Origin of the sequence: Algoriphagus aestuariicola, assembly GCF_017254835.1 — a bacterium.
GTDB lineage: Bacteria > Bacteroidota > Bacteroidia > Cytophagales > Cyclobacteriaceae > Algoriphagus > Algoriphagus aestuariicola.
Window position 1 is genome coordinate 463,431 of sequence record NZ_JAFKCW010000005.1, and the last position, 24,754, is coordinate 488,184.

The window sequence follows — 24,754 nt, forward strand, 5'->3', positions numbered from 1 at the left end:
TCGGGCGATAGTACTTGTTATAATCTTCAACCAAAAACAAAAATTATGAGGAAAGTTTTACTTCTAGGACTCATGCTGTTTTTTGTAGGCGTTGCGGCGTTTGCTCAAAATCGTGTGATCACCGGTACCGTCACCTCCGTGGAGGATGATATGGGAGTGCCGGGAGCGACAGTTCTGGTCAAGGGGACCACCATCGGGACGGCCACGGATATAGATGGCAAGTTTTCGATTAACGTCCCCGCCGGAAGCAATATTTTGGTCATAAGTTTCGTGGGGATGACTACGCAGGAAGTGGTGATCGGGAATCTCACGGACATCACCGTAGCAATGGAGCCGGACGTGCAGTCTCTGTCCGAATTTGTGATCACCTCCTACGGTGACCAATCCAAACGGGAGATGACGGGTGCGGTGTCCTCTGTAAAGGGCGAGGTGTTTCAGGATCTTCCCGTCCAATCTTTTGACCGAGCGATGCAGGGAAGGATCGCGGGTGTGCAGGTCACTTCATCTACGGGACAGCCGGGCGGTGCCTTGAATGTCAGAATTCGTGGAACAGGCTCTGTCAATGCCAGCAATGAGCCCCTCTATATAGTAGATGGTGTGCAGGTTCAGGGCGGAGGCCTGTCTGGACAGGGTTCACAAAACGCTTTGGGTTCCATCAACCCAAATGACATCGAGTCGATCGAAGTACTGAAGGATGCGGCGTCCGCTGCAATCTATGGTGCTCAGGCGGCCAACGGGGTCGTGCTGATCACGACCAAGAGAGGAAAAAAAGGGAAGACCAATGTAAGGGTGTCTGTCCAGGAGGGAATAGTGAAGCCGCTAAACCTCTATGACGTGATGGACGCTACCCAGCTGGCTACGATAAAACGGGACGCCTACATCAACGCAGGGCTTAATCCTGCAAATGCAGCATCGACCTATGGAGATCCCGAAGATCCAAATCTTGAAAGTTATAACTGGGTGGATGAACTGTACAGGGATGCAAGGGTAAGCATCTATGATCTCTCCGTGTCTGGGGGAGACGAGAGAACGACCTTTTTCCTTTCGGGATCTTATACTGATCAGGAGGCACAGATTATCATGTCCGACTACCAAAGGGCTACCGGACGCCTCAATTTGACCCACAAGCCCAATCAGAAATTTACGGTATCAGCAGCTCTCTCATTGGCCTATCAGACTACCAACGGGACGATTGATCGGGGAAATTTTGTGAACGGTCCTTTCGTCGCGGGCTATTCTGCTAGACCAAATGTGCCGATTTACAATGAGGACGGGACTTTTGCGGCCTATCCCTCGAACCACTTGTTTGGCTACAACATCGTCCAAGGGGTGACTGAGGAAGTCCGAAATGCCAAGACGGTTCAAACCGTTTCCAACCTTTCGCTGACTTACCAATTTGTGCCTTGGCTGAGCTGGACCTCCTATTTTGGATTGGACTTCTCCGACAATGCCGACATCAACAACAGGCCATCGACTATTCCGGTCTTTGCCGCCTACGGTGGAGCATCGGTTTTTACCGCCAGAAGAAAAACGAATTTCAACACGAACCACAACTTCAATTTCAACAGGACCTTCAATGAGGTTCACAACGTTTCCGGCGTATTGGGTTTTGAGTATAAGCTGGGAAATGAAGACCTCCAGTCGGCAACCGGCCGTGGATTTCCCAATCCCACACTGATCTATCTGCAAAACGCAGCGACGCCTTTTGCTGTCAACTCCAACTACACCGAATACAAACGAGCTGGTTTCTTCGGGCAGGCTAAGTATGACTATGACGACAGATACACAGCAGATCTGACGATCCGAAGAGATGGATCTTCCAGATTTGGTGCGGAAAACAAATGGGGAACCTTCGGTGCATTTTCCGTGGGTTGGAGAATGTCTTCGGAAGCATTTCTTCAGGATGCTACCTGGCTGGACAACCTCCGGGTTAGAGCTTCTTATGGGCTTACGGGCAACTCGGACATCGCGAATTTCGCGTCCAGAACCTTGGTTGGATCAAGCGGACAATATCTTGGAAATGGGGGCTTGACTATCTCTCAATTGGGAAATGATTTGCTTACTTGGGAAGAAGCCCACACGATGAACGTCGGCGTGGACGCGACCATGTTCAATGGGCGGATCATCGCAACTGTTGATTTTTGGAGAAAAGACTCCAAATCACTGTTGTTTGACACTCCACTGCCAGTGGACTCAGGTTTTGGGACTATCACGAGAAACACGGGAGAGGTGAGAAATCAAGGAATAGACTTCGACTTGCAAACCACCAATGTGGTTTCTGGGAAATTCCAGTGGTCTTCAGCCTTTAATTTCACTGTCTTGGAAAATGAGCTGCTATCCCTTTACGACGGCCTGGACAGAATCGGCAACGACCTGATCGTAGGCAAGCCTATCGAGTTTTTCTATACGAACAACTACTTGGGCGTAAACCCCGCCAACGGCTTGGCGATGTATTCGGACGAGGCGGGCAGCTACACCTACGTGGCCGGCGAATCCACCCTTGCCTATAGGGGAAGCGCACTCCCCAGCAGCTATGGAGGCTTTACCAATAATTTCAGCTATGGCCCCCTGAGCTTGGAGGTGTTTTTCCAAGGTCAATTTGGGAACCTGGTATGGAACTCGGATATCTACAACCTGGGATCTTGGGGCTCCGGACCTGACAACCAGTTTGTGAGCCAGGAAGACTACTGGAAGCAGCCCGGGGATATCACCACGGTTGGAAAGCCTTACGAAGGTGGGCAAGCACCCGGAACCTCCAATATCGGTACCGAATCAACCCGACTACTAAGCGATGGGGGATATATCCGTCTGAAGCAAGTAACTTTGAAATATACGCTGGGAACGGAGATGGCACGCAGAATTGGCATGAGCAGCGCCAGCGTTTTTGTCCAGGGCATGAACTTAGCCACTTTCACCAAGTATAACGGAATCGACCCCGAAGTCAACTCCGTAGGAACCTCTACCTATGGGTCCTATCCAAACGGAAAACAAATCACTGCTGGGATCAATCTTAACTTCTAAAGGGAATCGAGAATGAAAAATATATTTAAAACACTTATTCTGGGAGGAGCTTTGTTGATCGGATCCTGCGATAGCATGCTGGAGACAGAGCCAAGGCAAAGCTTGACCCCCGAGACGGCTTTCACTGATGTGGAGAGCTTTGAGTCCTTATTATTCTCCATCTATGGTAGAGTCAGAAGCTTCAACTACTACGGGCAAACCATGATGATCGCGCCTGAGATCATGGCGGATAACCTAAGGATCATCGCCAACACGGGCAGATATATTGGGCAGGAAGCAAATGCGGACCGCCAGCACATCAATCTCTGGACCTATCCAAATAACGATGGTGTTGGTATCTTTTTGGGAATCAACGAGGCCAACATCTTACTGACGGAAATCGACAAGGTCGAGGGAGATGAAACGCTCCGCGCAAAGCTAAAAGGAGAGGCATCTTTCCTCCGAGCCTTGTTCTACTTCGATCTGGCTCGAGTCTATGGCTATGAGCCGGGCCGGGAAGTGAACGGCTGGAATGCTTCCGTGATTCTGCGTACCACACCTACTCTTGGTCTTTCCAATGCGGACTTCAGATCCAGAAGTACGAACCGCGAAGTCTATGACCAGATTGAGGCTGACCTGAATACGGCTATTTCCGGATTAGGAGCGGCATCTTTGGGGACCGCGGGAGTCTACCGGGCGTCCAAGGGGGCAGCCGAGTTGCTCTTGTCGAGAGTTTATCTCTACGAGGGCAAAAATGCGGAGGCTGCCGCAATGGCTACCCAAGCGATGGCAACCATGGGACTGACCAATAGCGGTACTGGCTTGGTAGATGCTTCCGGCTACGAAGCAGCCTTCAATACTTTTCCCAATCCAGAATCGGTATTTGAAATGGAAATCAGATCGGTGGACTGGTCCACGGTGGATGGGGTAAACAACTCCATGTGCTCGCTGACTGCCGATGTGTACACGGGTGCCCAGTTTATCGTGACTGCTACCGATGAGTTGCTGGCTGCCTACGATGCAGGCGATATCCGAAAAACCATGTGGGCAGAGACTACGAGAAGCGGTGCCGATGGGATTGTCTATGAGTCCAAGAAGTGGCTCGGTGCCAAAGGCGACTTTTTGGAAAACCTTCCCATCCTTCGTGCTTCGGAACTTTACCTAATCCGAGCTGAAGCGAGACAGAAGACAGGAGATAATGCCGGTGCATTGTCGGACCTAAATGCTTTGAGAGGCAAAAGAGGGGTTGTGGCGCTGTCCGGTCTGTCAGGAGATGCCCTTTTTCAAGCGATTCTGAAGGAAAGAAGAACGGAGTTTGCCTTGGAAGGACACCGATGGTTTGATCTGAAGCGAAATGGGCTGACCATTTCCAAAGCAGGGTCTTTTGAGCCGGTTCCTTTTGACGACTACCGACTATTGGCTCCGATCCCGCAGGACGAGATCACGCTCAATGAGCTGCTGGAAAACAATCCCGGTTACAACTAAAAATCAGAAGATCATGAAATTCAATAAGATATTTATATTCCTTGCGGTGATTTTGGCATCTGCGTCGCTGACCGGTTGCTTTGACGATCAAGGAGACGACGTACTCTTAAGAGACAGCTTTGTTGAGTTTGAAGATGGACGACTGCCCAACGGACGAACGGTTTCGTTTGTTCGGCTGGGTGCAGACCAGACGGACCTCGTCGAATTGCAGGTGAACAGGGTTTCCACCAATAGCTCCTCGCCGATAACCGTGGATATTGAGGTTGACCCAACTTCTACCGCGATACGGGGTGTACACTATGAATTTAGCGAAGCATCTGTCACGATTCCCGCAGGTGAATTTACAGCCACCGTGCCGGTGACCGTGCTGACGGGTAATATTGATCCCGCAGAGACTCCGGATCTAGTTTTGAAGATGACCGCAGCCAATGGTGCACAGGTTTCTACCAACTACGGAGACCTTTTGGTCGCAATCCGGGTGATCTGTTCCTCAGAATTGGCGGGTACTTACACAGTTTTTTGGGAGTACCTGCAGTTGGGAGACGGAGAAGGAGGAGCCGGTCAGACCACTACCGATTACGTGATAGCTGGATCTGATGAAGTAGTATTTACCACTGCTGGCACTGGAGTTTATTCTGTAAATGACATCTCATTTGGTATGTATCCGGGTCTCTATGATGACTCTGCTCCTTCGGGAAGAATATCTGAGGCCTGTGGGGAAATCACCGGCGATCCTTCCAACGCGGACCGATATGGCGATCCCTTTACCATTAACGGTGTGGTAAACGAAGACGGTACCATATCCATCAGCTGGTCCAATCGTGACTATGGCGATGCGGGAGATATAGTTTTGACTAAAAAATAGCGACAAGTCAATTGATTAAAGGGAGGGCTTCGGCCCTCTTTTTTTTCGGATTTGTGCGAAAAGTCGTCGCTTCAGTTAGTTAAAGAAATGGGTTGTAGGCCTTTGGATCATGACCGTGATAGGTAAGAAGAGTTCGGTTAAAATGCCAAAATGCATGAGAAACCTAAAGGGGCTGGGATATAGGCAAACTTTAATTACTTTGTACAAGTTTAAAAAATTGAAGCTGAACGTGTTGATATGAAAAAAATTCTACTGTTTCTACTGAGTTCTTTTTTTTGGATTGGCGCCGTACGTGCACAAAACAGTACTTCCCCAGAACGCCTAGACCAAGTCAGATCCGAAATAGCATCAGGTTTTGCGACTGAATACGAGCACCTTTTTTTGGGAAGGAAAGCAATTTTGCTGAAGGCCGCCGCCAGAAACATCCCGGTGAGATTTTCCCTGGGAAATGGAGAATCCGCCGAGCTACTTTATTTTGATCTTCTCGATCAGCCGGTCTACTACAAAGTGATGAATGTAAATACGGCAAAGACTACCGGGACGAATTCGCTTCAACCTGGAGGTGATCTGGGATTAAATTTAACTGGAAAGGGCATGGTCGTGGGAATCTATGACCAAACCAGGCCGAAGATTGATCACCCAGAATATCGAAACAGACTGACCCAAGTCGACGGCTCCACGGAGACGATATCAAGCCATGCCACCCACGTGACCGGAACCATTCTAGCAACGGGAGTCAATGCTAATGCGAAAGGAATGGCTTCGGAGGCAAGCGGCTGGGCTTTCAATTGGGAGTCTGATTTGGACAAGATGAACAACAACGCCTATGACCCGGTGAGTAAGCCGGACGGACATTTGGTTTCCAATCATTCCTACGGCGTAGTCTTGGGTTGGTATAGAAACTCCAGCAACGCCTGGGCTTGGGCTGGCAATGCCAGTGTAAACGCAAATGAAGATTATAGATTTGGCTTTTATTCCACCAAGAGCAAAGGCATAGATGATTTGATCTATGCAAAGCCTTACTACACGGTGGTGTGGGCTGCTGGCAACGACCGTTCCGATAGTGGAGACGGTACTAAAAGCCCCGATGGACCAGATGATACGATCGGGCCGGAAGGCGTCGCGAAAAATGCGATTACCGTTGGTGCGGTGTCCAATGTGCCCACTTATACTCAGCCCTCTGACGTCAAGATGAGCGATTTTTCAAACTGGGGGCCTACGGACGACGGTCGGATCAAGCCCGATTTGGTAGGAATGGGCGTGGGCGTTTTCAGTTCTTCGGTGACCAACGATGGCACCACGAATGCCTATGCCAGCTTGAGTGGTACCTCCATGGCTTCACCCAATGTCGCGGGATCCTTGCTTTTGCTGCAGCAGCTGTTTGGGCAGCGCAATGCAGGTAAGTACATGTGGGCTTCGACTGTAAAGGGCCTTGCCATCCATACCGCCAAAGAAGCAGGGCAAGCAGCAGGGCCTGATTATATGTATGGCTGGGGACTTTTGGACGCGAAATCCTCCGCGGAGCTTATCTTGAACGAAGATGGAAGCAGCCGCATTATACGAGAGCTGGTTTTAAATCAGGGGCAAACCTACGAATACCAAATCCTATCGGACGGCATCACCCCGATCAGGGCTACCGTCGCGTGGACTGATCCATCCGGCACGCCGACAGGAGCTGCGCTCGATCCGACGAATCGCATGCTGGTCAATGACTTGGACATTCGACTGATAGATGAGGATGGCGTGGTTCATTTTCCCTGGACTTTGGATCCTTCCCTGGGAGCCGGTGCCAGGGCCGTCCAGACAACGGACAACTTCCGGGATAATGTTGAGCAGGTGTTAGTCGCGTCACCAAAGCCCAAAAAGTACACGCTGAGGATTCGCCACAAGGGGGAGTTGAAATTTGGGGCACAACCATTCTCCCTTCTCTTTACCGCGGGAGTGGTGGATGGCGCCGAGGAAACGCTTTACTGGATCGGAGGTACTACCGGGAATTGGAGTGAAGGCGGAAACTGGTCCTTGACGGCAAATGGCCCTGCAGCCGGAAAAGTGCCAGGCGCTAGTACTCGCGTTGTTTTTGATGGGCCTGCGGGACAAAATAAGACGGTCGTCTTGACCGCGGCGTCTCGAGCATTTAGCGTCAACGTTTTTGGGAGCCAAGTGCTGAACTTAGACTTGAATTCCAATTCACTTTTTGTTTCCAATGGCTTGAGAATAAGCAATCAAATTACTGAGATCAAAAACGGATCTGTGGTCTTCGAGAATGGCAGTTCCAATGAGATGTTGGTCGAACTCGGACAAACGCTCTTTGACAATGTTTCCCTGAAATTTGGGGACGGAAGCTGGCGGGTACTCTCGGGGTCGAAAATGGATGAGGTGGCCATTGAGTCAGCTTCAGTCATTGTTGATCTTGCGACTTTGGAGGCCAATAAGATTTCTGTCGGGCCAAATGCAAGCTTGACAGGTGACTTTGAGTCGCTGAAGTTTTCAGAGGGTCTTTCGATAAGCGCGACCGGCCAGATCAAACCAAATTTGCAAGTGGAATTTGCCGGGACCTCTGGTCAGTTTTCAAATGCATCTTCCACGGCAATCACGAGATTGAGGCTTGCCGCAGGTGTACTTTCGATGGGTAGCGACGGAATTGATAATCTGGATATATCGGGAGCAAAGGCGGTGTTGAATGTGGCAGCTGCTAATGTCAACGTGCTCAATCTTGGTCCCGGAGGCATATTGGAGTTTGGCCAGACCGCGGCATTGGCTGTCTTGGAAAACATCACTTCGTCAGCGACACAAGCCTCCAAAGCCTTGATTACGGCCCCTTCTTCGGGAAGCACCTTAGTCTATGATGTCTATCGAAAGCTCTGCTTCGAACATATCAATGTCACCAATGTCAACAAGTCGGGACAGGGTATCATCAACTTGGGAGCAGGGGCGACGATACAGAGTGCGAGTGGTTGGCTTGCCCAGAGTTGCGCCGAAGTGCTTTTCGCCAACTTTGAGACTTCCTATACCTGCGTTGGTTCGGCTGTCACTTTTGACAACCAAAGCGAAGGGGCTGTCTCTACCTATCTCTGGGACTTTGGGCAGGGATCGACCTCCAATCTGGAAAATCCGATCTTTGTCTATAACACCGCTGGCACCTATCTAGTGAAGCTTACCATTTCCAATAGCCAGGGATCTACGGATTTTGAGCAGGAAGTCACCATAGGTACAAATGCCTTGGCAAAACCCGTTATCGTCATTAACGGCGACCAATTGACTTCGCAGCAGCCAGGCACCTCTTACCAATGGTATCTGAATGGACAGGCGATTTCAGGGGCCACCCAGCGAAGCTTCGTTGCCAATGCGGATGGTTCCTATCAGGTGGCGATATTTGACGAGACTTGCAACAGCATCTCTGATCCGGTGGTCATTTCTGCCATTCCTGAGCCCGATTTGAGTCGGTTTGGAATCTTTGTTGGGCCGATTCCTTCCTATGATCAAGTCACCGTTCAGTTTGCAAATGAGTATAGGGGCAAGATTACCATGACGCTGGTTGACTTGGCCGGACGGGTATACCAGACAAGTGTTTTGGGGAAAAATGCGGACGAGCTCGTCGAATACATTTCTCTGCCAGCGGCCTCCGGCATGTATCTGCTGAAGATTGAGACAAGTAGCCTGACCTTGCATAAAAAGCTAATTAAGTACTGATATGAAGAGGCTGGTGATTTTTGTGTTTTTGCTTTTATCTAGGGGAGCGATCGGCCAAATCTCAAACCTCGATTTCAACGGTGTGCCTGCGCGGGTAACCCCTTATTCCGGGGTTGACGGTTCGCCTTATCTCTTTCCGGACTGGGGAAAGGCCTCGGTCGCCACGAGCAATGGCGGAGTGAAAGAAAATGTGCCCTTTCGCTTCGACATCCACACCAACGAGCTGGAGGTGGTAAATGAGGCGGGGAACAATATTATCCTCGACAAAAATTATCTTGAATACGTGGTCTTGGAGCGGCCGATCAGCCAGATTGCTCAGAGTACCTCTCCAGGTTTGTTGCCTCAGCTGCTTTTCAAGAAGGGTTTTGAAATCCTCCCCGGAGTCAGCGAGACGGATTTGGTCAATGTATTGGAAGAGGGAGAGCGATATACCCTGGTGCGCAGGTTCTACTCGGATCTGGTGACTCCGCCAAAAAACAGCTATGCACCGACAGCGGGAAAGATGTTTGTTTTTGTTGAAAACTACTATCTGATCGATCCCAATGGAGATGTCAGCTCGATAAAACCCAAAACCAACGCAGTTTTGAAGGAACTCGATCCTCGGGACTTGGAAAAGGCCAAGCAGCTGATCAAGGAGCAAAAGTTGGATTTGGGTAGGGAGGATCATTTGGTGGCTTTCTTCCAGGAACTCAATAAGTGATCGTATTAGCTTGGATGATGTCGCGCGTGGTCCTTCTAAAAGGCAATCACGATTTCTGGTTTCTTATCCTTGTTCTTTTGCCTAACTTTGCAGCGAATTTCAAAAACGATGATTCACATTTCACGAAAGGAACATTTCAACGCTGCTCATAAACTTTGGAACCCGAACTGGTCCGATGAGAAAAATTTTGAGGTGTTCGGTCCCTGCGCCAATGTCAACTGGCATGGGCACAATTTTGAACTGATCGTCACGGTGAAAGGACTGCCTGACCCCGAGACTGGCTTTGTGGTTGACTTGAAGCAGCTTAGCACCTTGATCCGCAGACTAGTCATAGACAAAGTGGACCATAAAAACCTGAACGTTGACGTGGATTTTATGCAGGGCAAATTAGCCAGTTGCGAAATCCTGGTGATGGAATTTTGGAAGATCCTTGAGCCTGCCATCAAAGAGATCACGAAATACGGAGTCTTATACAAGCTCACCCTCTATGAGACACCGAGAAACTTCGTGGAGTACTTTGGAGAGTGATTTTTAGTTTTTCCACCACAGAGTTCACGGAGTTTTCAGAGAGCTTTTTAAATTTAAAAATGATTGGATCTGAACTGACCGAGAAAATTATTGGTGAAGCGATTTTTGTTCACCGCAATCTAGGTCCCGGTCTTTTGGAGAGTACGTACGAAACCTGTCTTTTTCATAGGCTGATAAAGGCGGGTTTGTCTGTGGAAAAGGAGAAACCAATTCCCGTTTTTTTTGACGGAGTCCGTCTGGATTGCGGCTACAGGTTGGATTTGGTGGTGGAGGATAGTGTTGTTTTGGAGTTAAAGAGTGTCAAAAAGCTTAGGGAAATCCATCTGGCCCAGATGATTACCTACTTGAAGCTTGGCGGATACCAAACGGGCTGCTTATGAATTTTAATGTGCTACGCCTGGTTGATGGCATCAAACGTGTAAGGGTCTAGTCCTCTTTTTCTCTGTGATCTCTGTGGTTAAAAATAAAATCTACATCATCTCCGGAGAGCGTTCTGGAGACTTACATGCATCAAACCTCGTTCTCGCGCTCAAAAAACGAGAAGCCAAAATCCAATTCCGTGGCATGGGAGGAACCTATTCCAAAGAGGCAGGTGTAGACCTTGCAGTGGATTATTCAGAAGTGGCGGTGATGGGCTTTCTCGAAGTGGTGTTGGGCTTTCGAAAAGTCCTCAAATATCTCAACTTGGTAAAAAATGACCTGTTGAGCTACCGTCCTGATGCCTTGATTTTGGTGGATTATGGGGGATTCAATATGAAGATTGCGGCTTTTGCAAAGGAACATGGAATCCCCGTCCACTTTTACATTCCTCCGAAAGTTTGGGCTTGGAATCAAAAACGCGCCTTGAAGCTTAAGCAGATTACTGATCAGATCTATTCCATCCTACCTTTTGAACCTGAGTTTTTCGAGAAGTTTGGGATGAAAGTCCACTACGTCGGAAATCCGCTTTTGGATGAAATCAGGAAGTTCCAAGCCCACGATTTCTTTTTTCAGAAGAACGAACTCAGCTATCAGCCTATCGTTGCCCTGCTGCCCGGCAGTCGAAAGCAGGAGATTTTGGCGATGCTCGAAAAGATGGTCAGCCTGGTCAGGGAATTCCCGAATGCGCAGTTTGTGGTGGCAGGAGTGGACAGTCTTCCCGAGTCGATCTATGAGCCCGCCAAAAAAGCGGGAATCAAGTTGGTCTTCAACCAGACCTACGATCTGCTTTCCCATTCTACAGCTGCTGTGGTGACGTCAGGAACTGCGACTTTGGAGACGGCTTTGTTTCGAGTTCCTCAGATCGTGGTTTACAGGACTTCTTCTGTGTCCTATTTGATCGCAAAGAATCTGATCCGAGTTCCGTTTATTTCCTTGGTCAATTTGATTGCAGGAAAGGAAGTTGTGAAGGAATTGATTCAGGATGATTTTTCTGTGGAAAAAATCAAAACGGAACTGATGCAAATCTTCTCCAACGTGGTCTATAAAGGTGAGATGCTGCAGGGTTATGACCTGGTTCGCGAGCGGATTGGCGAAGCCAGCGCATCGGATACCACCGCCCAATTGATACTCGATTCTCCGAAAAAATAAAACCCCGCCTCATCGAAGCGGGGTCTGTAAGTCTAGGCGACTTGGAGTCGCTTGAATTTTGATTTGTCAAATTTGGACCTCGCGTAATCCACGTCTATGGTCAATTCCTTGACGGAGTCATCCGAAGGAAGCTCATACATCGCGTCGGTGATGATGGCTTCGCAAATAGAGCGAAGGCCACGCGCACCTAGATTATATTCCACTGCTTTGTCCACGATAAAATCCAACGCGCTGTCCTCAAAGGTCAATGCTACGCCCTCCATTGCCAGCAACTTGGTGTATTGCTTTACCAGGGCATTTTTGGGTTCGGTCAAAATCCTCTTCAGGGCATCTTTATGCAAAGGATCCAAGTGAGTCAGGACAGGAAGCCTACCGATCAATTCCGGTATTAGGCCAAACGCCTTCAAGTCTTGAGCGGTCACGTATTGAAGGAGGTTCTCGCGATTGGCCTGAGGCGTGTTGCTAGTTTTGCTGAATCCCATAGGCTGGGTGTTCATTCGCTTGCCAATATGCCGCGCTATTCCGTCAAACGCGCCACCGCAGATGAAAAGGATGTTTTCGGTATTTACGGCAATCATCTTTTGGTCTGGATGCTTTCTTCCTCCCTGAGGAGGCACATTGACGACAGTTCCCTCCAGAAGCTTTAACATCGCCTGCTGTACGCCTTCGCCGCTCACATCGCGCGTGATGGATGGATTGTCTGACTTGCGGGCTATCTTGTCGATTTCATCGATATAGACGATACCTCGCTCGGCAGCTTCCACATTGTAATCTGCGGATTGAAGCAAACGGGTCAGGATGCTTTCCACATCTTCTCCCACGTAACCTGCTTCGGTCAGAACCGTTGCGTCAGCGATGCAGAAGGGGACTTCCAGTGTCTTGGCAAGGGTCTTAGCTAGATAAGTTTTGCCCGTGCCCGTGTCGCCTACCATGATGATATTAGACTTTTCGATCTTGATCTCGTCATGGTCATCCTTTTGCTGGAGTCGCTTGTAGTGGTTGTAAACCGCCACGGTCAATACTTTTTTTGCCTCTTCCTGGCCAATGACATATTGATCCAAGTAGGACGTGAGCTCCTTGGGCTTCTTTAATTTAAACTTTGGTTTGGCGCCTGGCTTCTTGGTTTTTTCCTCTTCGCCAAGAATCATGTGCGCCTGGTCGATGCAGAAATTACAGATATGGGCGGAAATGCCCGATACCATCAAATCCACATCTTTTTTGTTTCTGCCGCAGAAGGAGCAGGTAACTTGAGCCATGCTTATACTTTTTTAACTAATACTTCGTCGATCAGGCCGTATTCTTTGGCCTCCAGAGCTCTCAGCCAATAATCCCTGTCAGAGTCCCTTTCAATTTCTTCGTAGGTTTTACCCGTATGGTTAGCCAGTATTTGATATAATTCCTCTCTCATCGACAATATGAGTTTCAAAGAGATTTCCATGTCTCTAGACTGGCCTTGCATACCTCCAGAAGGTTGGTGAATCATCACCCGCGAATGCTGAAGCGCTGACCTTTTGTTTTTGGCACCTCCAGCGAGAAGCACAGCGCCCATCGAAGCCGCGATGCCGGTACAGATAGTCGCTACATCCGGCCCAATGTACTGCATAGTATCATAGATACCGAGACCGGCGGTCACAGAACCTCCCGGACTGTTGACATAGAGAAGTACATCTTTCTTGGCATCCACGGACTCCAAGAAAAGCAATTGCGCCACGATGATGTTGGCAATGTGGTCATCGATGCCCGTGCCCAGGAATATGATGCGGTCCATGATCAAGCGGGAAAACACATCAATCTCTCTGAAGTTTTGCGGTCTTTCCTCGATCACTGAGCGGGTCATGTTTTCGATGTGCTGGGTATATTGGTCAAAAGCCGTCCCGCTTACGCCCTGGTTGTGAATGGCGTATTTTCTAAATTCTTCTTTGTTAATCATTTTTGAGTTTGTTGTGGTAACAAAAATAAAAAAAGTCCTTAGTAAAAGGACTTTTCAATATAAACTCTAAATCGTATTACTTCTCTAAAAGTTCCTTGAATTCATCGATGGAAATCGCCTTTTCGTTGAGGTCGATTTTCTCCTGGACGAATGCGAGTACTTTTTCATTCTGCACCGAGGTCATCATGTTCATGTAGTTTTGCCCCTCGTTGCCTTTGAGGTAATTGTCGACAAACATGTCCATGCTCGCCTCCAACTGAGAACCAAGACCTGAGGAAGCAAATTGCTCCCGGATCATTTCCTTGGTTTTTTCGACCACATCGGCGTGCTCGGCTTGGATGCCATTTGCCTTGGCAATTTCGTTGGAAATCAGAGACCAAGTCAGTTGCTTGGCATAGATTGGGTATTCGTTTTCTACGTCAGTTTCGGATACCTTTCCCTCGTTAGCCCTTAGCAGCCACTCTTTGAGGAAAGAGTCTGGGAGGTCAAGGTTTGCCTTGTCGACCAAAACCTTCTTGAGTTCCTCTTCTGTGAATACCTTGGATTCACGGTTATAGCTCTCCTGAAGGGTTTCTTTCACTTTTGCGATAAATTCCTCTTCGGATTTCACGGTGTCAGGACCGAAAATCTTATCGAAAAATTCCTGGTTGAGTTCAGCATTCTCGGTTCTGTTGATGTTTTTCACCTCAAACGTAAAGGCTCCGGTAGCTTCTGCTGCCTCCTCGTCCGTCAAGCTGAAAGCTTCAGACCATTCGTCCTTTTTAACTTCTTTCGCATTGAATTCAACCACTGAATCTTTGCTTACCCCGACGAATTTGGCGGCAAGTTTTTTGGAAAGATTTGCGGTGGGAAGAGAAAGAGTTTTGGAGAATTCTCCTTCAGTAGCCTTCAAGTCGCCGTAGATGTTGTCACCTGCTTCGCTTACTTCAGGGTTGGTGCTGTTGCCATACTGCGACTTCAGGTTGTCGATGGTTTCATTGACCAGCTTGTCGTCTACTTTGATGGAATACTTGGTTCCTTTGACTGTGCTGTCCAACGCGACCGCCACTCCGTCAACAAATCCGATCTTGTATTCAAAGTCGAATTGTTTCTGGGTTTTCCAGTCAATGGAATTGTCCTCCTTTTCCACGGGAAGTGGCTCTCCAAGAATCCTGAAAGTCTGCTCTTTTAGATAGTTGTTCAGCGACTCACCCAGGATAGCGTTGATTTCATCCACCAATATGGAAATGCCATACATGCTTTTCACCATTGAGATTGGGGCTTTGCCAGGACGGAAGCCTTTGATGGCCGCCTTTTTAGCATAGTCCTTGAGTTTGGCATCAACCTTCGGTTGATAATCTGCTTCGTTTAGCGTAATTTTAATTGAAGCTTGATTTGCTGAATGCTTGTCTAACGTGATTTCCAAGGTGTATAGAATTAAACAGATGATGAACTAAAAACCCCCAATCTCTTTCCTGTCTGATCAAAAACAGTGGAGTGATTGAGGGCTTGATGCTGTGCGGATAGAGGGACTCGAACCCCCATGCCTCGCGGCGCTAGATCCTAAGTCTAGTGCGTCTACCAATTTCGCCACATCCGCATTGGATTCAATCAGACCGAGATTAAATTGATCAATCTCCTTTTCCAATTGTGGATGCAAAGGTAAAAACAATATTGAATTTTTAACAAGACCCAGAAAAAAAATATTTCCAAAAATGTGGAATGATTTGATCCCAGTCCCAATTTTGAATAAAATTCCACCCCTATGATCCCTGTGGACGTCGAAGAAGAAAGAAAGGAAATTCTCAAACGATATCGAAAGTTGCTCAAGCAGGCCAAGCCGATCTTGAAGCCAGGGGATACCAAGCTTATAAAGAAAGCCTTCAATATCTCTCTGGAAGCACACAAAGATATGAGGAGGAAATCCGGCGAACCCTACATCTATCATCCGCTAGAGGTAGCATTGGTATGCGTAGAGGAGATAGGGCTTGGCACAACCTCCATTATTGCCGCATTGCTCCATGATGTGGTCGAGGATACTGACTTGGAGCTGGAGGACATCGAGCGGGAATTTGGCCACAAGGTCATGACCATCATCGATGGATTAACCAAGATCTCCGGTGTATTTGAATACGGGAGTTCGCAGCAGGCGGAAAATTTCCGGAAAATGCTGCTCACCCTTTCCGATGACGTCCGGGTAATTCTGATCAAACTGGCCGATCGGCTGAACAACATGCGGACCCTCTCCAGCATGCCAAGACACAAACAGCTGAAGATCGCGTCAGAGACCATGTATTTGTACGCGCCACTAGCCCATCGTCTCGGGCTCTATACGATCAAATCCGAACTGGAGGATCTATATCTGAAATTTACCGATACGGATACCTATAAGGAGATCGTCAAAAAGATCAACGAGTCTAAAAGCTATAGGAATAAATTTATCAAAACCTTCGTCCAGCCGATAGAGGAAGAGCTGGTCAAGCAAGGTTTCAAGTTTACGATCAAGGGGAGACCCAAATCTGTTTTTTCGATCTACAACAAGATGAAGAAGCAGGGAATTCCTTTTGAAGAAGTTTATGACCTGTTCGCCATCAGGATCATTCTGGAGAGCGAGCTGGAAAATGAAAAGGCGGACTGCTGGCAGGTCTATTCTATTGTCACGGACTTTTACCGTCCCAACCCAGACAGGCTGAGGGACTGGATAAGCACTCCCAGATCCAATGGCTACGAGTCGCTCCACACGACAGTGATGAGCAATACTGGGCAATGGGTGGAAGTACAGATCCGCACGGCGAGGATGGATGAGATTGCTGAGCGAGGATATGCCGCACACTGGAAATACAAGGACAGAGACAGCTCTGGCAAGTCGGGCTCAGGCCTCGACGATTGGATCGGTCAGGTCCGCGCTATTCTGGAATCCAACGATGGCAATGCCATCGAGTTCATGGATGATTTTCGAGGTAATCTGTTTCATGACGAAGTCTTTGTATTCACACCCAAAGGCGATCTAAAGGTACTTCCAGTTGGTTCAACAGCTTTGGATTTCGCTTTTGAGATACATACCGAAATTGGGGCAAAGTGCATCGGTGCAAAGGTTAACCAGAAGCTGGTGCCGATCAGTCATAGGCTGAAAAATGGAGACCAGGTGGAGATTTTGACTTCCAGCAAGCAAAAACCCACCGAAGACTGGCTGAACAACGTCGTCACCTCAAGGGCCAAAGCTAAGATCAAGGACGCACTCAGAGAAGAAAAGAAATCGGCGATTTTGGACGGGCGTGAGATCGTGCAGCGCAAGCTCAAAGCCATGAAGATGGAGTTCACGTCGGAGCGAGTCGAGCAGTTGCGGGCCTATTTTGAGCTGAAAACCGCCAATGAGTTCTACTATAGGGTCGGAAAGGGAATCATCGATCCGACTTCCATCAAAGCGTTCAAGGACTTTAAGGAAAAGCAAAAGAGCAAAAGCAAGGTCAGTGAAAAGGTGAAAGATGAGACCACCTTCACCAAAGAAATCAAAAGCCTCAAGGGTTCGGAGCACGATCAGCTCCTGATAGGTGAGGATATGGATGTGGTCGACTACATCTTGGCAAAATGCTGCAATCCCATCCCTGGAGATGATGTGTTTGGCTTTGTGACTATCAACGAAGGCATCAAGATCCACCGCACTTCCTGTCCAAATGCCCTGGAGTTGTTATCCAATCATGGCAACCGCGTAATTAAGGCTCGATGGACCAGCCAAAAGGAAATCGCATTTCTCGCAGGCCTGAGAATCCTTGGCACAGACCGTGTCGGCTTGATCAATGATGTGACCAAAGTGATCTCAAACGAACTAAAAGTAAACATGCGATCTATCACCGTGGATTCCGACGCCGGGATATTTGAAGGGGCTATCAAGCTCTACGTTCATAGCACGGAGCATCTGGACCACCTCATCAAGAATCTTCAGCAAGTCGACGGGATCATCAAGGTCTCCCGATTTGACTGACGGAATCTTTTTTTGGATACAAAAGTTATATTTGAAAAAAAACGCAGAAAATGCCTTTGAATACCGCACATTTCGAGGAGGTCAAAAAGATATTCACCGCATATCTTGAAAACCAGAAACTCAGAAAGACCCCCGAACGCTATGCGATTTTGGAAGAAATCTATAGCAGAACAGGGCATTTTGATGTAGAGGGGCTCTACATCAGCATGAAAAATAAGAACTATCGTGTGAGCCGGGCAACGGTCTATAACACCCTGGATCTACTTGTCGAATGTGACCTGGTAACAAAACACCAGTTTGGTAAAAATCTGGCTCAGTTCGAAAAATCCTACGGATACAAACAGCATGACCACATGATCTGCGTCGAATGTGGCAAGGTGTATGAATTCTGTGATCCACGCATCCAAAATATACAAAACACGGTAGGAGAAATATTGAATTTCAAAGTGCTGCACCATTCCCTGATGCTGTATGGACAGTGCAACAACGGCGAATGCCATTCTCAAAAAACGGAAGTACAGGATGAAGCTAAACTATAAGACCAGCAAAGACGAAAAGGCCCACTACCTATTTATCGAGGGAGATTTGATCGGGGATGAAGTGGGGCCAAAATTGGTCGAAGTTGTTTCGGATTCGATCCAGGAAGGGGAGAGAACCTTCGTCATTGATTTGAGTGAAGTAAGGTACATTAGCTCCAGCGGAATCGGTTTGTTGATCACTATCCTGACCAAGATGCGCAACGTGGGCGGGGAAGTTTATCTCACTGCACCTTCCGAGCACGTCAAAAAACTCTTGATTATCACCAAACTAAACAATATTTTCACCGTCTATGATTCGGTGGATGAATTTAGGGCAAAAAATTAGCGTAGTAGGTTTACTGAGCTGTTTGATTCTGATATCCTGTTCTGAAAGAAATTCTTTGGAACAGGATTTTTTATTGGAAGTGTCTGATCGGAAAGAGCTTCTGATAGGGGATGGGGGCCTGACTTCTGAGCCTACCTATTTCGTTTCCCTTGACTCCTCTAGAAGCAAAGGCGTGATATATAACAGCAAAGCCCATTCGCTTGACAGTATTTTTCTGTCGGCGGACTATGCGTGGGTGAAGGACGGGGATATTCTGGAAACCGAAGGCCCCTATGGTGTGGGAACTGTTTTCTCGTTTTTCACTACCCAAGCGAATGTAGTCTATTTGAATGGACAAGAATTTTTCAGACAAAATATCCTGGATAAGGAAGTCTCCCGAAAGTTTATGCATGAATACGGGATTTTTGGGGAATCAAAATATCCAGCTATTTCCGTCCCAACTTTTAAAGTCTCCCATGAATTCAATGGACTGGATAAGAATACCCTTACTGCCTACTTCGTCTATGAAAGTAAAAGGAATATTCAGGTGGCTGGATTTGATTCCTTTTTGGATTCAATGTACTTTCTTCCCGTATCATTGGACTCAGTGAGTTATTTCGAGACCAGATTCAAAGTAAAGTCAGGGAACTTGATACTTGGCCTCAACGATGAACCCCAGCTAACTGTCAATGGTAGCCAGCTTATCGTCAGCTACCCAACTTTCAGCGATATTTTGGTTTATGATTTGAAGGCCCGGACTCAGCGGACTCATGCTTTTACATCCAGCTCGTTTCTTTCTAAAAGAATTTTGCCAACGAACTATGCGGATGAGGTTGGGTCTTTTGAACAATTGCATGAATTAGAAAACGTTTGCCGCAACCAAGTTCGATTTGGAGTAGTCACTTACTTAGGAAATGTGAATAAGTATGTTCGTCTGGTGAAGGGGGAAGGAGCGGACGCTTCCTATTTTTTGGAAGTTTTTGATTCTGATTTCCAAAGACTACAGGAATTTAATCTAACAGCAATCAATCCCGATCTATCGGCTGATTATCTGAATAGTAAGTACGGATTGATGTTCCGGGCGAAAGATCAGCCTGCCGAGGATGTGATGTACTACTACAATCTCAATCTGATCAAAAAGAAATAATTACCTTCTTTCCCTTGGTTTTCCCTCTCCTTATGGCGACTTTCGCGCTTTAAAAAACTCAAAAGTTCGCTTAGAACACACATCAAATGAAGATGGATGTATTGTTGGGTCTCCAGTGGGGAGATGAAGGAAAAGGTAAGATTGTTGACGTGCTGGCTCCTCAATATGAGGTCGTTGCCCGATTCCAAGGAGGGCCAAATGCTGGCCATACGCTGGAGTTTGACGGGATCAAACACGTCCTTCACCAGATTCCGTCCGGGATTTTCAGACCCCAGATACTAAACATAATCGGCAATGGAGTAGTACTCGATCCCATCATCCTCAAGAAGGAGATCGAAGGCTTGGGCAAGTTTTCTATTGATTATCAGAAAAACCTGGTGGTCTCCAAAAAGGCTACCATCATCATACCTACCCATAAGTTGTTGGACGCGGCCTATGAGCAGTCCAAAGGTGACAAGAAAATCGGCTCTACTTTGAAGGGTATTGGCCCGACTTACCAAGACAAGATTGGGCGGTCAGCGCTTCGGGTCGGTGATATCTTGAGTCCCGATTTTAAAGAGAAGTATCAACTTCTAGTCGAAAAACACAAAACCACGCTTTCCTTTTACAATTTTTCCGTTGACAAATTGGAAGAAATGGAAGGCCAATTCTTTGAGGCCGTCGAATTTGTCAAATCGCTCAATCTGATAGACAGTGAGTATGTTGTCAATGAGGCTTTGGCTGCTGACAAGAAAATATTGGCTGAAGGTGCACAGGGATCTTTATTGGATGTGGATTTTGGTAGCTATCCTTTCGTCACTAGCAGTACAACGATGACGGCGGGAGCCTGTACTGGACTCGGAGTAGCGCCATCCAAAATTGGAGAGGTTTTTGGGATTTTCAAGGCTTACTGTACCAGGGTAGGAAGCGGTCCGTTCCCGACAGAGCTGTTTGACGAGATAGGGGAAGCGATGAGGAAAGAGGGAAATGAATTTGGAAGCACCACTGGTCGTCCGCGAAGATGCGGCTGGTTGGATCTTCCAGCTTTGAAATATTCGATCATGATCAATGGGGTGACTCAACTATTCATGATGAAGGCGGATGTGCTTAATATTTTCAAAGAAATCAAAGTGTGTACGCAATACGAGCTTCCCGATGGGGAGAAGATAGACAGACTGAGCTTCGAAATTACCGACACAGAAGTGAAGCCAGTTTATAAGACTATGAAAGGATGGAATTGCTCTCTGGCAGATGTGCGTTCCTACGAGGAATTCCCGGTAGAATTGAAGGACTATGTCGCCTTTTTGGAATCGGCATTGAATGTTCCGATCAAGTTGGTTTCAGTCGGCCCTGACCGGGTTCAGACGATTATGAGATAGAAGAAAACTTCTTGACATACTAGGCTCCCGAGGTTCTCCTTGGGAGCTTTTGTTTTATAGTCCCAATGTCAGTTTATTTAGGGCGGTAAATAAATGAACTTGAAGGGGATCGTTAGATTTTTGGCGTTGTCATTTTTCTTCTTGGTGGCTGCGAAAGCGGAGGCTCAGGTCGGGTTTCCCTATTGTGAGTCTTTCCAGACAGCTAGTACCCAGGCCAATACGATATTTGGAGGGGATGCAAAGCTGGTGGACGGTGTCCTTCAGCTTACCACCAATGGACTCAACCAAACGGGGTACATGTACATTGATGTTCCTTTTCCCTCAGTTTATGGGATCAAGGTCGAGTTTGAGTATTTCATGTATGGCGGATCCGGGGCTGATGGGCTGTCCATGTTTTTGTTTGATGCGGCGACTCCCAATTTTGCACCAGGTGGGTTTGGTGGATCTTTGGGGTATGCCCAGCGAAATGAACAGCCTGGCCTGACTGGAGCTTATTTGGGCTTGGGCTTTGATGCATTTGGCAATTTCAGCAACACTACAGAGGGGAAAAATGGAGGCTTCCTGCAGGGATTTTCCGCTTTGTTTCCCAATAGTATCACGCTTAGGAAAGGGGGGAGTGGCTTTTCGGGATATGACTATGTGATCGGCCGAATGACGCAGGATCCGCCCGCCGGAGCTAACGACCTCGCGCTGGATGTGCAATACCGATTTCCGCTAAGTTCGGGTGGTCAGGGAACCCAGCGTGTCGAAGAGTCCTCCAAAGTGGGGTATCGCAAAGTTTTTTTGGAGCTGGAGCCACATCCTGCTGGCACCGGGTATTTGGTTAAGCTGGAGATGGAAGTGACCACAGAGGATGAAAAACCAAGGTTGGTGACGATTTTTCCGGATATATCTTTTCCCTTTCCTGCTCCGAGTAACCTAAAGATCGGTTTTGCGGGTTCTACTGGAGGTTCTTCCAATTTCCATGAAATCCGTAATTTGGTAGTCGAGGTGTCAGCGGATGATGCGCTGCAAGACCCCGAGGGAAGTGACATCGTGGATTTCACCTCCTGTGCAGGCCAGGAAAACCAATTCTATATTACGAGTGATGAGGTACTCCTGCCCAATACAAATAGTGTGATCCGATGTCTCCAACTTTACGAGACAAGGGATGACATTGAAGCAAAGCAGGACGACATCTGCAGTCAAGCCCGGTGTTTGGAACAGAACCGCGTTTTGATCTTGCCTGAGGGTACTTTTCGGGCGACTGACCAAGAGGGGGGATTTACCTTTTTTCCAAATGAAGAATATGCTGGCAAAGAAGTCACGATCTTCTATACCGTCACGGATAGCTATGGAAAAAGCTCTCAGGGAAACTCAATCTCGGTGAAGATTGAAGAGTCTCCCGAGCCGATTAGGCTTTCGGTTTTGGGATATGGCGAAGTAGTCGATCTTGTTGAAATCTGCCCCGGCGAATCTGTGACTCTGGAAGGAATCGGGGAGGAAGTGTATGATAGGTATGAGTGGTATAAAGATGGGGAAATCGTACAGGGCGAGTTAGGGGCTTCGCTTTCGACAGGTGAGGAGGGAGAATATGAAATCTTGGCCTACAACCGCAAAAATTGTCCTGTCGCAAGCAATAGCCTTAGGGTCGACCTACCCGATCTTCCAGTACTGGATATAGATTCCCCGATTGTAGGCTGTACGCCTGGCCAAGTGGTCGATCTGGCATCGCAGATTTCAGGGTATGATATTTCGAGCTATGACTATCGGCTCTCGGGTATGGGGCTTATGCTGATTAATGACCAGTTGAAATCTGTCAGTATCGCTGGAGCCTACGAGCTTAGCATCAAAAGAAAATCCTTGGAATGCTATTCTGATCCATTGCCAATAGAGGTGTTTATACAAGAGGAAGAACTTGAAGTTGATTTTGACTTTGGTGTGAAAGGCACCGGCGTAAAAGACGAATCAGGAGGAGGTGTGTTTCCAGACGATGAAATTCAGTTTGTAAATCTCGCGGACGACCGAGCAGTGGCATGGGAGTGGGATTTCGGAGACGGGACAATTTCTGAGGACCAGAATCCCGTTCATGTGTTCGGCAAAAAGGGGGAGTTTGATGTGGAGCTCTTGGTGACGGATCAATATGGTTGTCAGAATAGCGTTAAAAAAACGGTTGCGATTACGCGGAGTTATCGTTTGATGGTTCCTACAGGGTTCACGCCGACTGAGCCTGAGAACAAAAAGTTTCTTCCCAAATACAAGGGATTGGTCAAATTCGAATTGTTGGTTTTCAATACCTGGGGCGAATTGATCTTTCGAACGGAAGATCTGGATACTGAAGGATGGGATGGAACGCTAGAGGGCAAGCTATTGGATGCGGGGGTATTCGCCTACAGAATCAACGGGGTCGCGACCGACGGAGAGCAGGTTAGGGAAAGTGGTAAATTCAGATTGATTCGATGAGACGCAGCTTGTTCCTTGTATTTTTTGCTTCCTGGAGTACTGTCCTTGTAGCTCAAGATATTCAGTATAGCCAGTACTATGCTAACCCCATCTATCTTAATCCCGCATTCACTGGTAGTACGGGCTTGACCAGGGCGGGAGTCAATTTTCGGAACCAATGGCCCGCTATGGAAGAGAGCTTCGTGGCATATACTGCTTATTTCGATCATTTCGAAGAGAGGTTGAATTCGGGTTTTGGACTTATTATTCAAGGCGCCCAAGAATCCTTTACCCAAACCAGCCTGAATGAAATCGGTCTGGTTTATTCTTACCGCCTCCGACTTGGGGAGAAGAATTATATCCAGGCGGGCTTTCAGGGTAGTTTTGTGTCCCGTGACGCATTGTTTGACCGGGTAATTTTGGGCACACAGTTGGATATCGACAGAGGTGTGATAGTGGGGAAGCCGGGGGGATCATTTGAAGGCGATAGCCAGATCAGATCTGCTGACGCCCATGTCGGTCTCTTGTATTATGGGGAGAAGGCTTGGTTTGGTGTCGCTGTTTCGCATCTATTGGAGCCCCAGATTAGCTATTTGGCAGAGGATACCAATGAGTTGCCGATGAAGTATTCGCTTCATGGTGGATATCGGATAGACTTGGCGCCAGGGGACATCAATGACTATTTTAACAACACGGACCAGGAACGAGCCCTCACGCTTGGGTTCAACTATAAAAAGCAGGGTGCGTTTTCGCAATTGGATTTGGGTACCGAGTTTTACTTTGAGCCCCTAGTCTTGGGAATTTGGTATAGAGGTTTGCCGACCAAGTATGCGCTGCCAAACAGCGAGTCTCTTGTTTTTTTGCTTGGGGTGAATATCCCCATGGGCATCGATCTTGGGTACAGCTATGACTATTCAGTTTCCAAGTTGGGTTTTGTCGGATCTGGTGGCGCTCACGAGTTGTCTGTTCGCTATGTTTTTTCGCCAAAAAGCAACAGGAAGCGACGTTACTCCGGTCAGTCTTTCTTTAGGTACTGATTTTCAGGAATTTTTGAAATATAAATCTGTTTCATCAAAATGAATGTGGGATTATTCAGAATATTCGTATCGTTTTTGGGAAAATGGAATCAAAATTTTTCCCGATCATTTCCAGGGACTTAGGGTTTTTGGTGTTTTTTTTCCGTCCTGGGTATTGTTGTGGAGGAAAAAAGGGGGATATTTGCACTCCCAATCGACGCGGACGGCGTCGGGGGGAGGT

18 protein-coding genes and 1 tRNA gene are annotated in these 24,754 nt (G+C 47.7%); 15 read left to right on the top strand and 4 right to left on the bottom strand.

From position 1 onward, the window contains the following. Window positions 1-45 precede the first annotated feature (45 nt). The 8 genes from J0A67_RS21120 to lpxB all read left to right on the top strand — a co-directional run bounded on the left by J0A67_RS21120 (window position 46) and on the right by lpxB (window position 11,837). The gene (locus J0A67_RS21120; RefSeq protein ID WP_206571379.1) at window positions 46-3,021 is read left to right on the top strand and encodes a SusC/RagA family TonB-linked outer membrane protein; all 2,976 of its coding nucleotides are present in this window, start codon (window positions 46-48) and stop codon (window positions 3,019-3,021) included. 12 nt (window positions 3,022-3,033) lie between these two features. Further along, window positions 3,034-4,485: a RagB/SusD family nutrient uptake outer membrane protein gene (locus J0A67_RS21125; protein WP_206571380.1), complete on the top strand. Its 1,452-nt coding sequence runs from the start codon at window positions 3,034-3,036 to the stop codon at window positions 4,483-4,485. A gap of 13 nt (window positions 4,486-4,498) precedes the next feature. After that, window positions 4,499-5,350, top strand: coding sequence for a DUF4843 domain-containing protein (locus tag J0A67_RS21130; RefSeq protein ID WP_206571381.1), 852 nt, complete (start codon window positions 4,499-4,501; stop codon window positions 5,348-5,350). Window positions 5,351-5,587: 237 nt separating this feature from the next. Continuing rightward, window positions 5,588-9,040 (top strand): S8 family serine peptidase, encoded by a 3,453-nt coding sequence (locus tag J0A67_RS21135; RefSeq protein ID WP_206571382.1) that lies wholly within the window; start codon window positions 5,588-5,590, stop codon window positions 9,038-9,040. Between the two features lies 1 nt (window position 9,041). Continuing rightward, entirely contained in the window at window positions 9,042-9,740 is a 699-nt protein-coding gene (locus J0A67_RS21140) for a hypothetical protein (RefSeq protein WP_206571383.1), read from the top strand. 108 nt (window positions 9,741-9,848) lie between these two features. After that, window positions 9,849-10,268, top strand: a complete 420-nt coding sequence (locus J0A67_RS21145; RefSeq protein WP_206571384.1) for a 6-pyruvoyl trahydropterin synthase family protein — start codon at window positions 9,849-9,851, stop codon at window positions 10,266-10,268. Between the two features lie 59 nt (window positions 10,269-10,327). Next, the gene (locus tag J0A67_RS21150; RefSeq protein WP_317195072.1) at window positions 10,328-10,648 is read left to right on the top strand and encodes a GxxExxY protein; all 321 of its coding nucleotides are present in this window, start codon (window positions 10,328-10,330) and stop codon (window positions 10,646-10,648) included. 73 nt (window positions 10,649-10,721) lie between these two features. Beyond that, a complete protein-coding gene (gene lpxB, locus J0A67_RS21155) occupies window positions 10,722-11,837 on the top strand; it encodes a lipid-A-disaccharide synthase (RefSeq protein ID WP_206571385.1) in 1,116 nt (371 codons plus the stop codon). A 32-nt stretch (window positions 11,838-11,869) separates the two neighbouring features. Here lpxB and clpX read toward each other — a convergent pair whose 3' ends face one another. The 4 genes from clpX to J0A67_RS21175 form a co-directional block, all read right to left on the bottom strand. Next, on the bottom strand, window positions 11,870-13,093 hold the full coding sequence (gene clpX / locus J0A67_RS21160; protein ID WP_206571386.1) for an ATP-dependent Clp protease ATP-binding subunit ClpX: 1,224 nt from the start codon (window positions 13,091-13,093) through the stop codon (window positions 11,870-11,872). Window positions 13,094-13,095: 2 nt separating this feature from the next. Then, window positions 13,096-13,767 (bottom strand): ClpP family protease, encoded by a 672-nt coding sequence (locus tag J0A67_RS21165; RefSeq protein WP_206571387.1) that lies wholly within the window; start codon window positions 13,765-13,767, stop codon window positions 13,096-13,098. A 76-nt stretch (window positions 13,768-13,843) separates the two neighbouring features. Next, entirely contained in the window at window positions 13,844-15,172 is a 1,329-nt protein-coding gene (gene tig / locus J0A67_RS21170; protein WP_206571388.1) for a trigger factor, read from the bottom strand. Between the two features lie 92 nt (window positions 15,173-15,264). Further along, window positions 15,265-15,346: transfer RNA gene (locus tag J0A67_RS21175), tRNA-Leu, on the bottom strand. Window positions 15,347-15,511: 165 nt separating this feature from the next. Between J0A67_RS21175 and J0A67_RS21180 the strand changes: the two genes are divergently transcribed. The 7 genes from J0A67_RS21180 to J0A67_RS21210 all read left to right on the top strand — a co-directional run bounded on the left by J0A67_RS21180 (window position 15,512) and on the right by J0A67_RS21210 (window position 24,534). Continuing rightward, window positions 15,512-17,728: a RelA/SpoT family protein gene (locus J0A67_RS21180; protein ID WP_206571389.1), complete on the top strand. Its 2,217-nt coding sequence runs from the start codon at window positions 15,512-15,514 to the stop codon at window positions 17,726-17,728. A 50-nt stretch (window positions 17,729-17,778) separates the two neighbouring features. Then, window positions 17,779-18,267, top strand: coding sequence for a Fur family transcriptional regulator (locus tag J0A67_RS21185; protein ID WP_206571390.1), 489 nt, complete (start codon window positions 17,779-17,781; stop codon window positions 18,265-18,267). Beyond that, window positions 18,251-18,592 (top strand): STAS domain-containing protein, encoded by a 342-nt coding sequence (locus tag J0A67_RS21190; protein ID WP_206571391.1) that lies wholly within the window; start codon window positions 18,251-18,253, stop codon window positions 18,590-18,592. The genes J0A67_RS21185 and J0A67_RS21190 overlap by 17 nt, the downstream gene beginning before the upstream one ends. 55 nt (window positions 18,593-18,647) lie before the next feature. After that, a complete protein-coding gene (locus tag J0A67_RS21195; protein ID WP_206571392.1) occupies window positions 18,648-19,718 on the top strand; it encodes a hypothetical protein in 1,071 nt (356 codons plus the stop codon). 86 nt (window positions 19,719-19,804) lie between these two features. After that, the gene (locus J0A67_RS21200) at window positions 19,805-21,076 is read left to right on the top strand and encodes an adenylosuccinate synthase (protein ID WP_206571393.1); all 1,272 of its coding nucleotides are present in this window, start codon (window positions 19,805-19,807) and stop codon (window positions 21,074-21,076) included. A 93-nt stretch (window positions 21,077-21,169) separates the two neighbouring features. After that, window positions 21,170-23,518, top strand: a complete 2,349-nt coding sequence (locus tag J0A67_RS21205) for a PKD domain-containing protein (RefSeq protein ID WP_206571394.1) — start codon at window positions 21,170-21,172, stop codon at window positions 23,516-23,518. Next, window positions 23,515-24,534, top strand: a complete 1,020-nt coding sequence (locus J0A67_RS21210; protein WP_206571395.1) for a PorP/SprF family type IX secretion system membrane protein — start codon at window positions 23,515-23,517, stop codon at window positions 24,532-24,534. The genes J0A67_RS21205 and J0A67_RS21210 overlap by 4 nt, the downstream gene beginning before the upstream one ends. Window positions 24,535-24,754 lie beyond the last annotated feature (220 nt).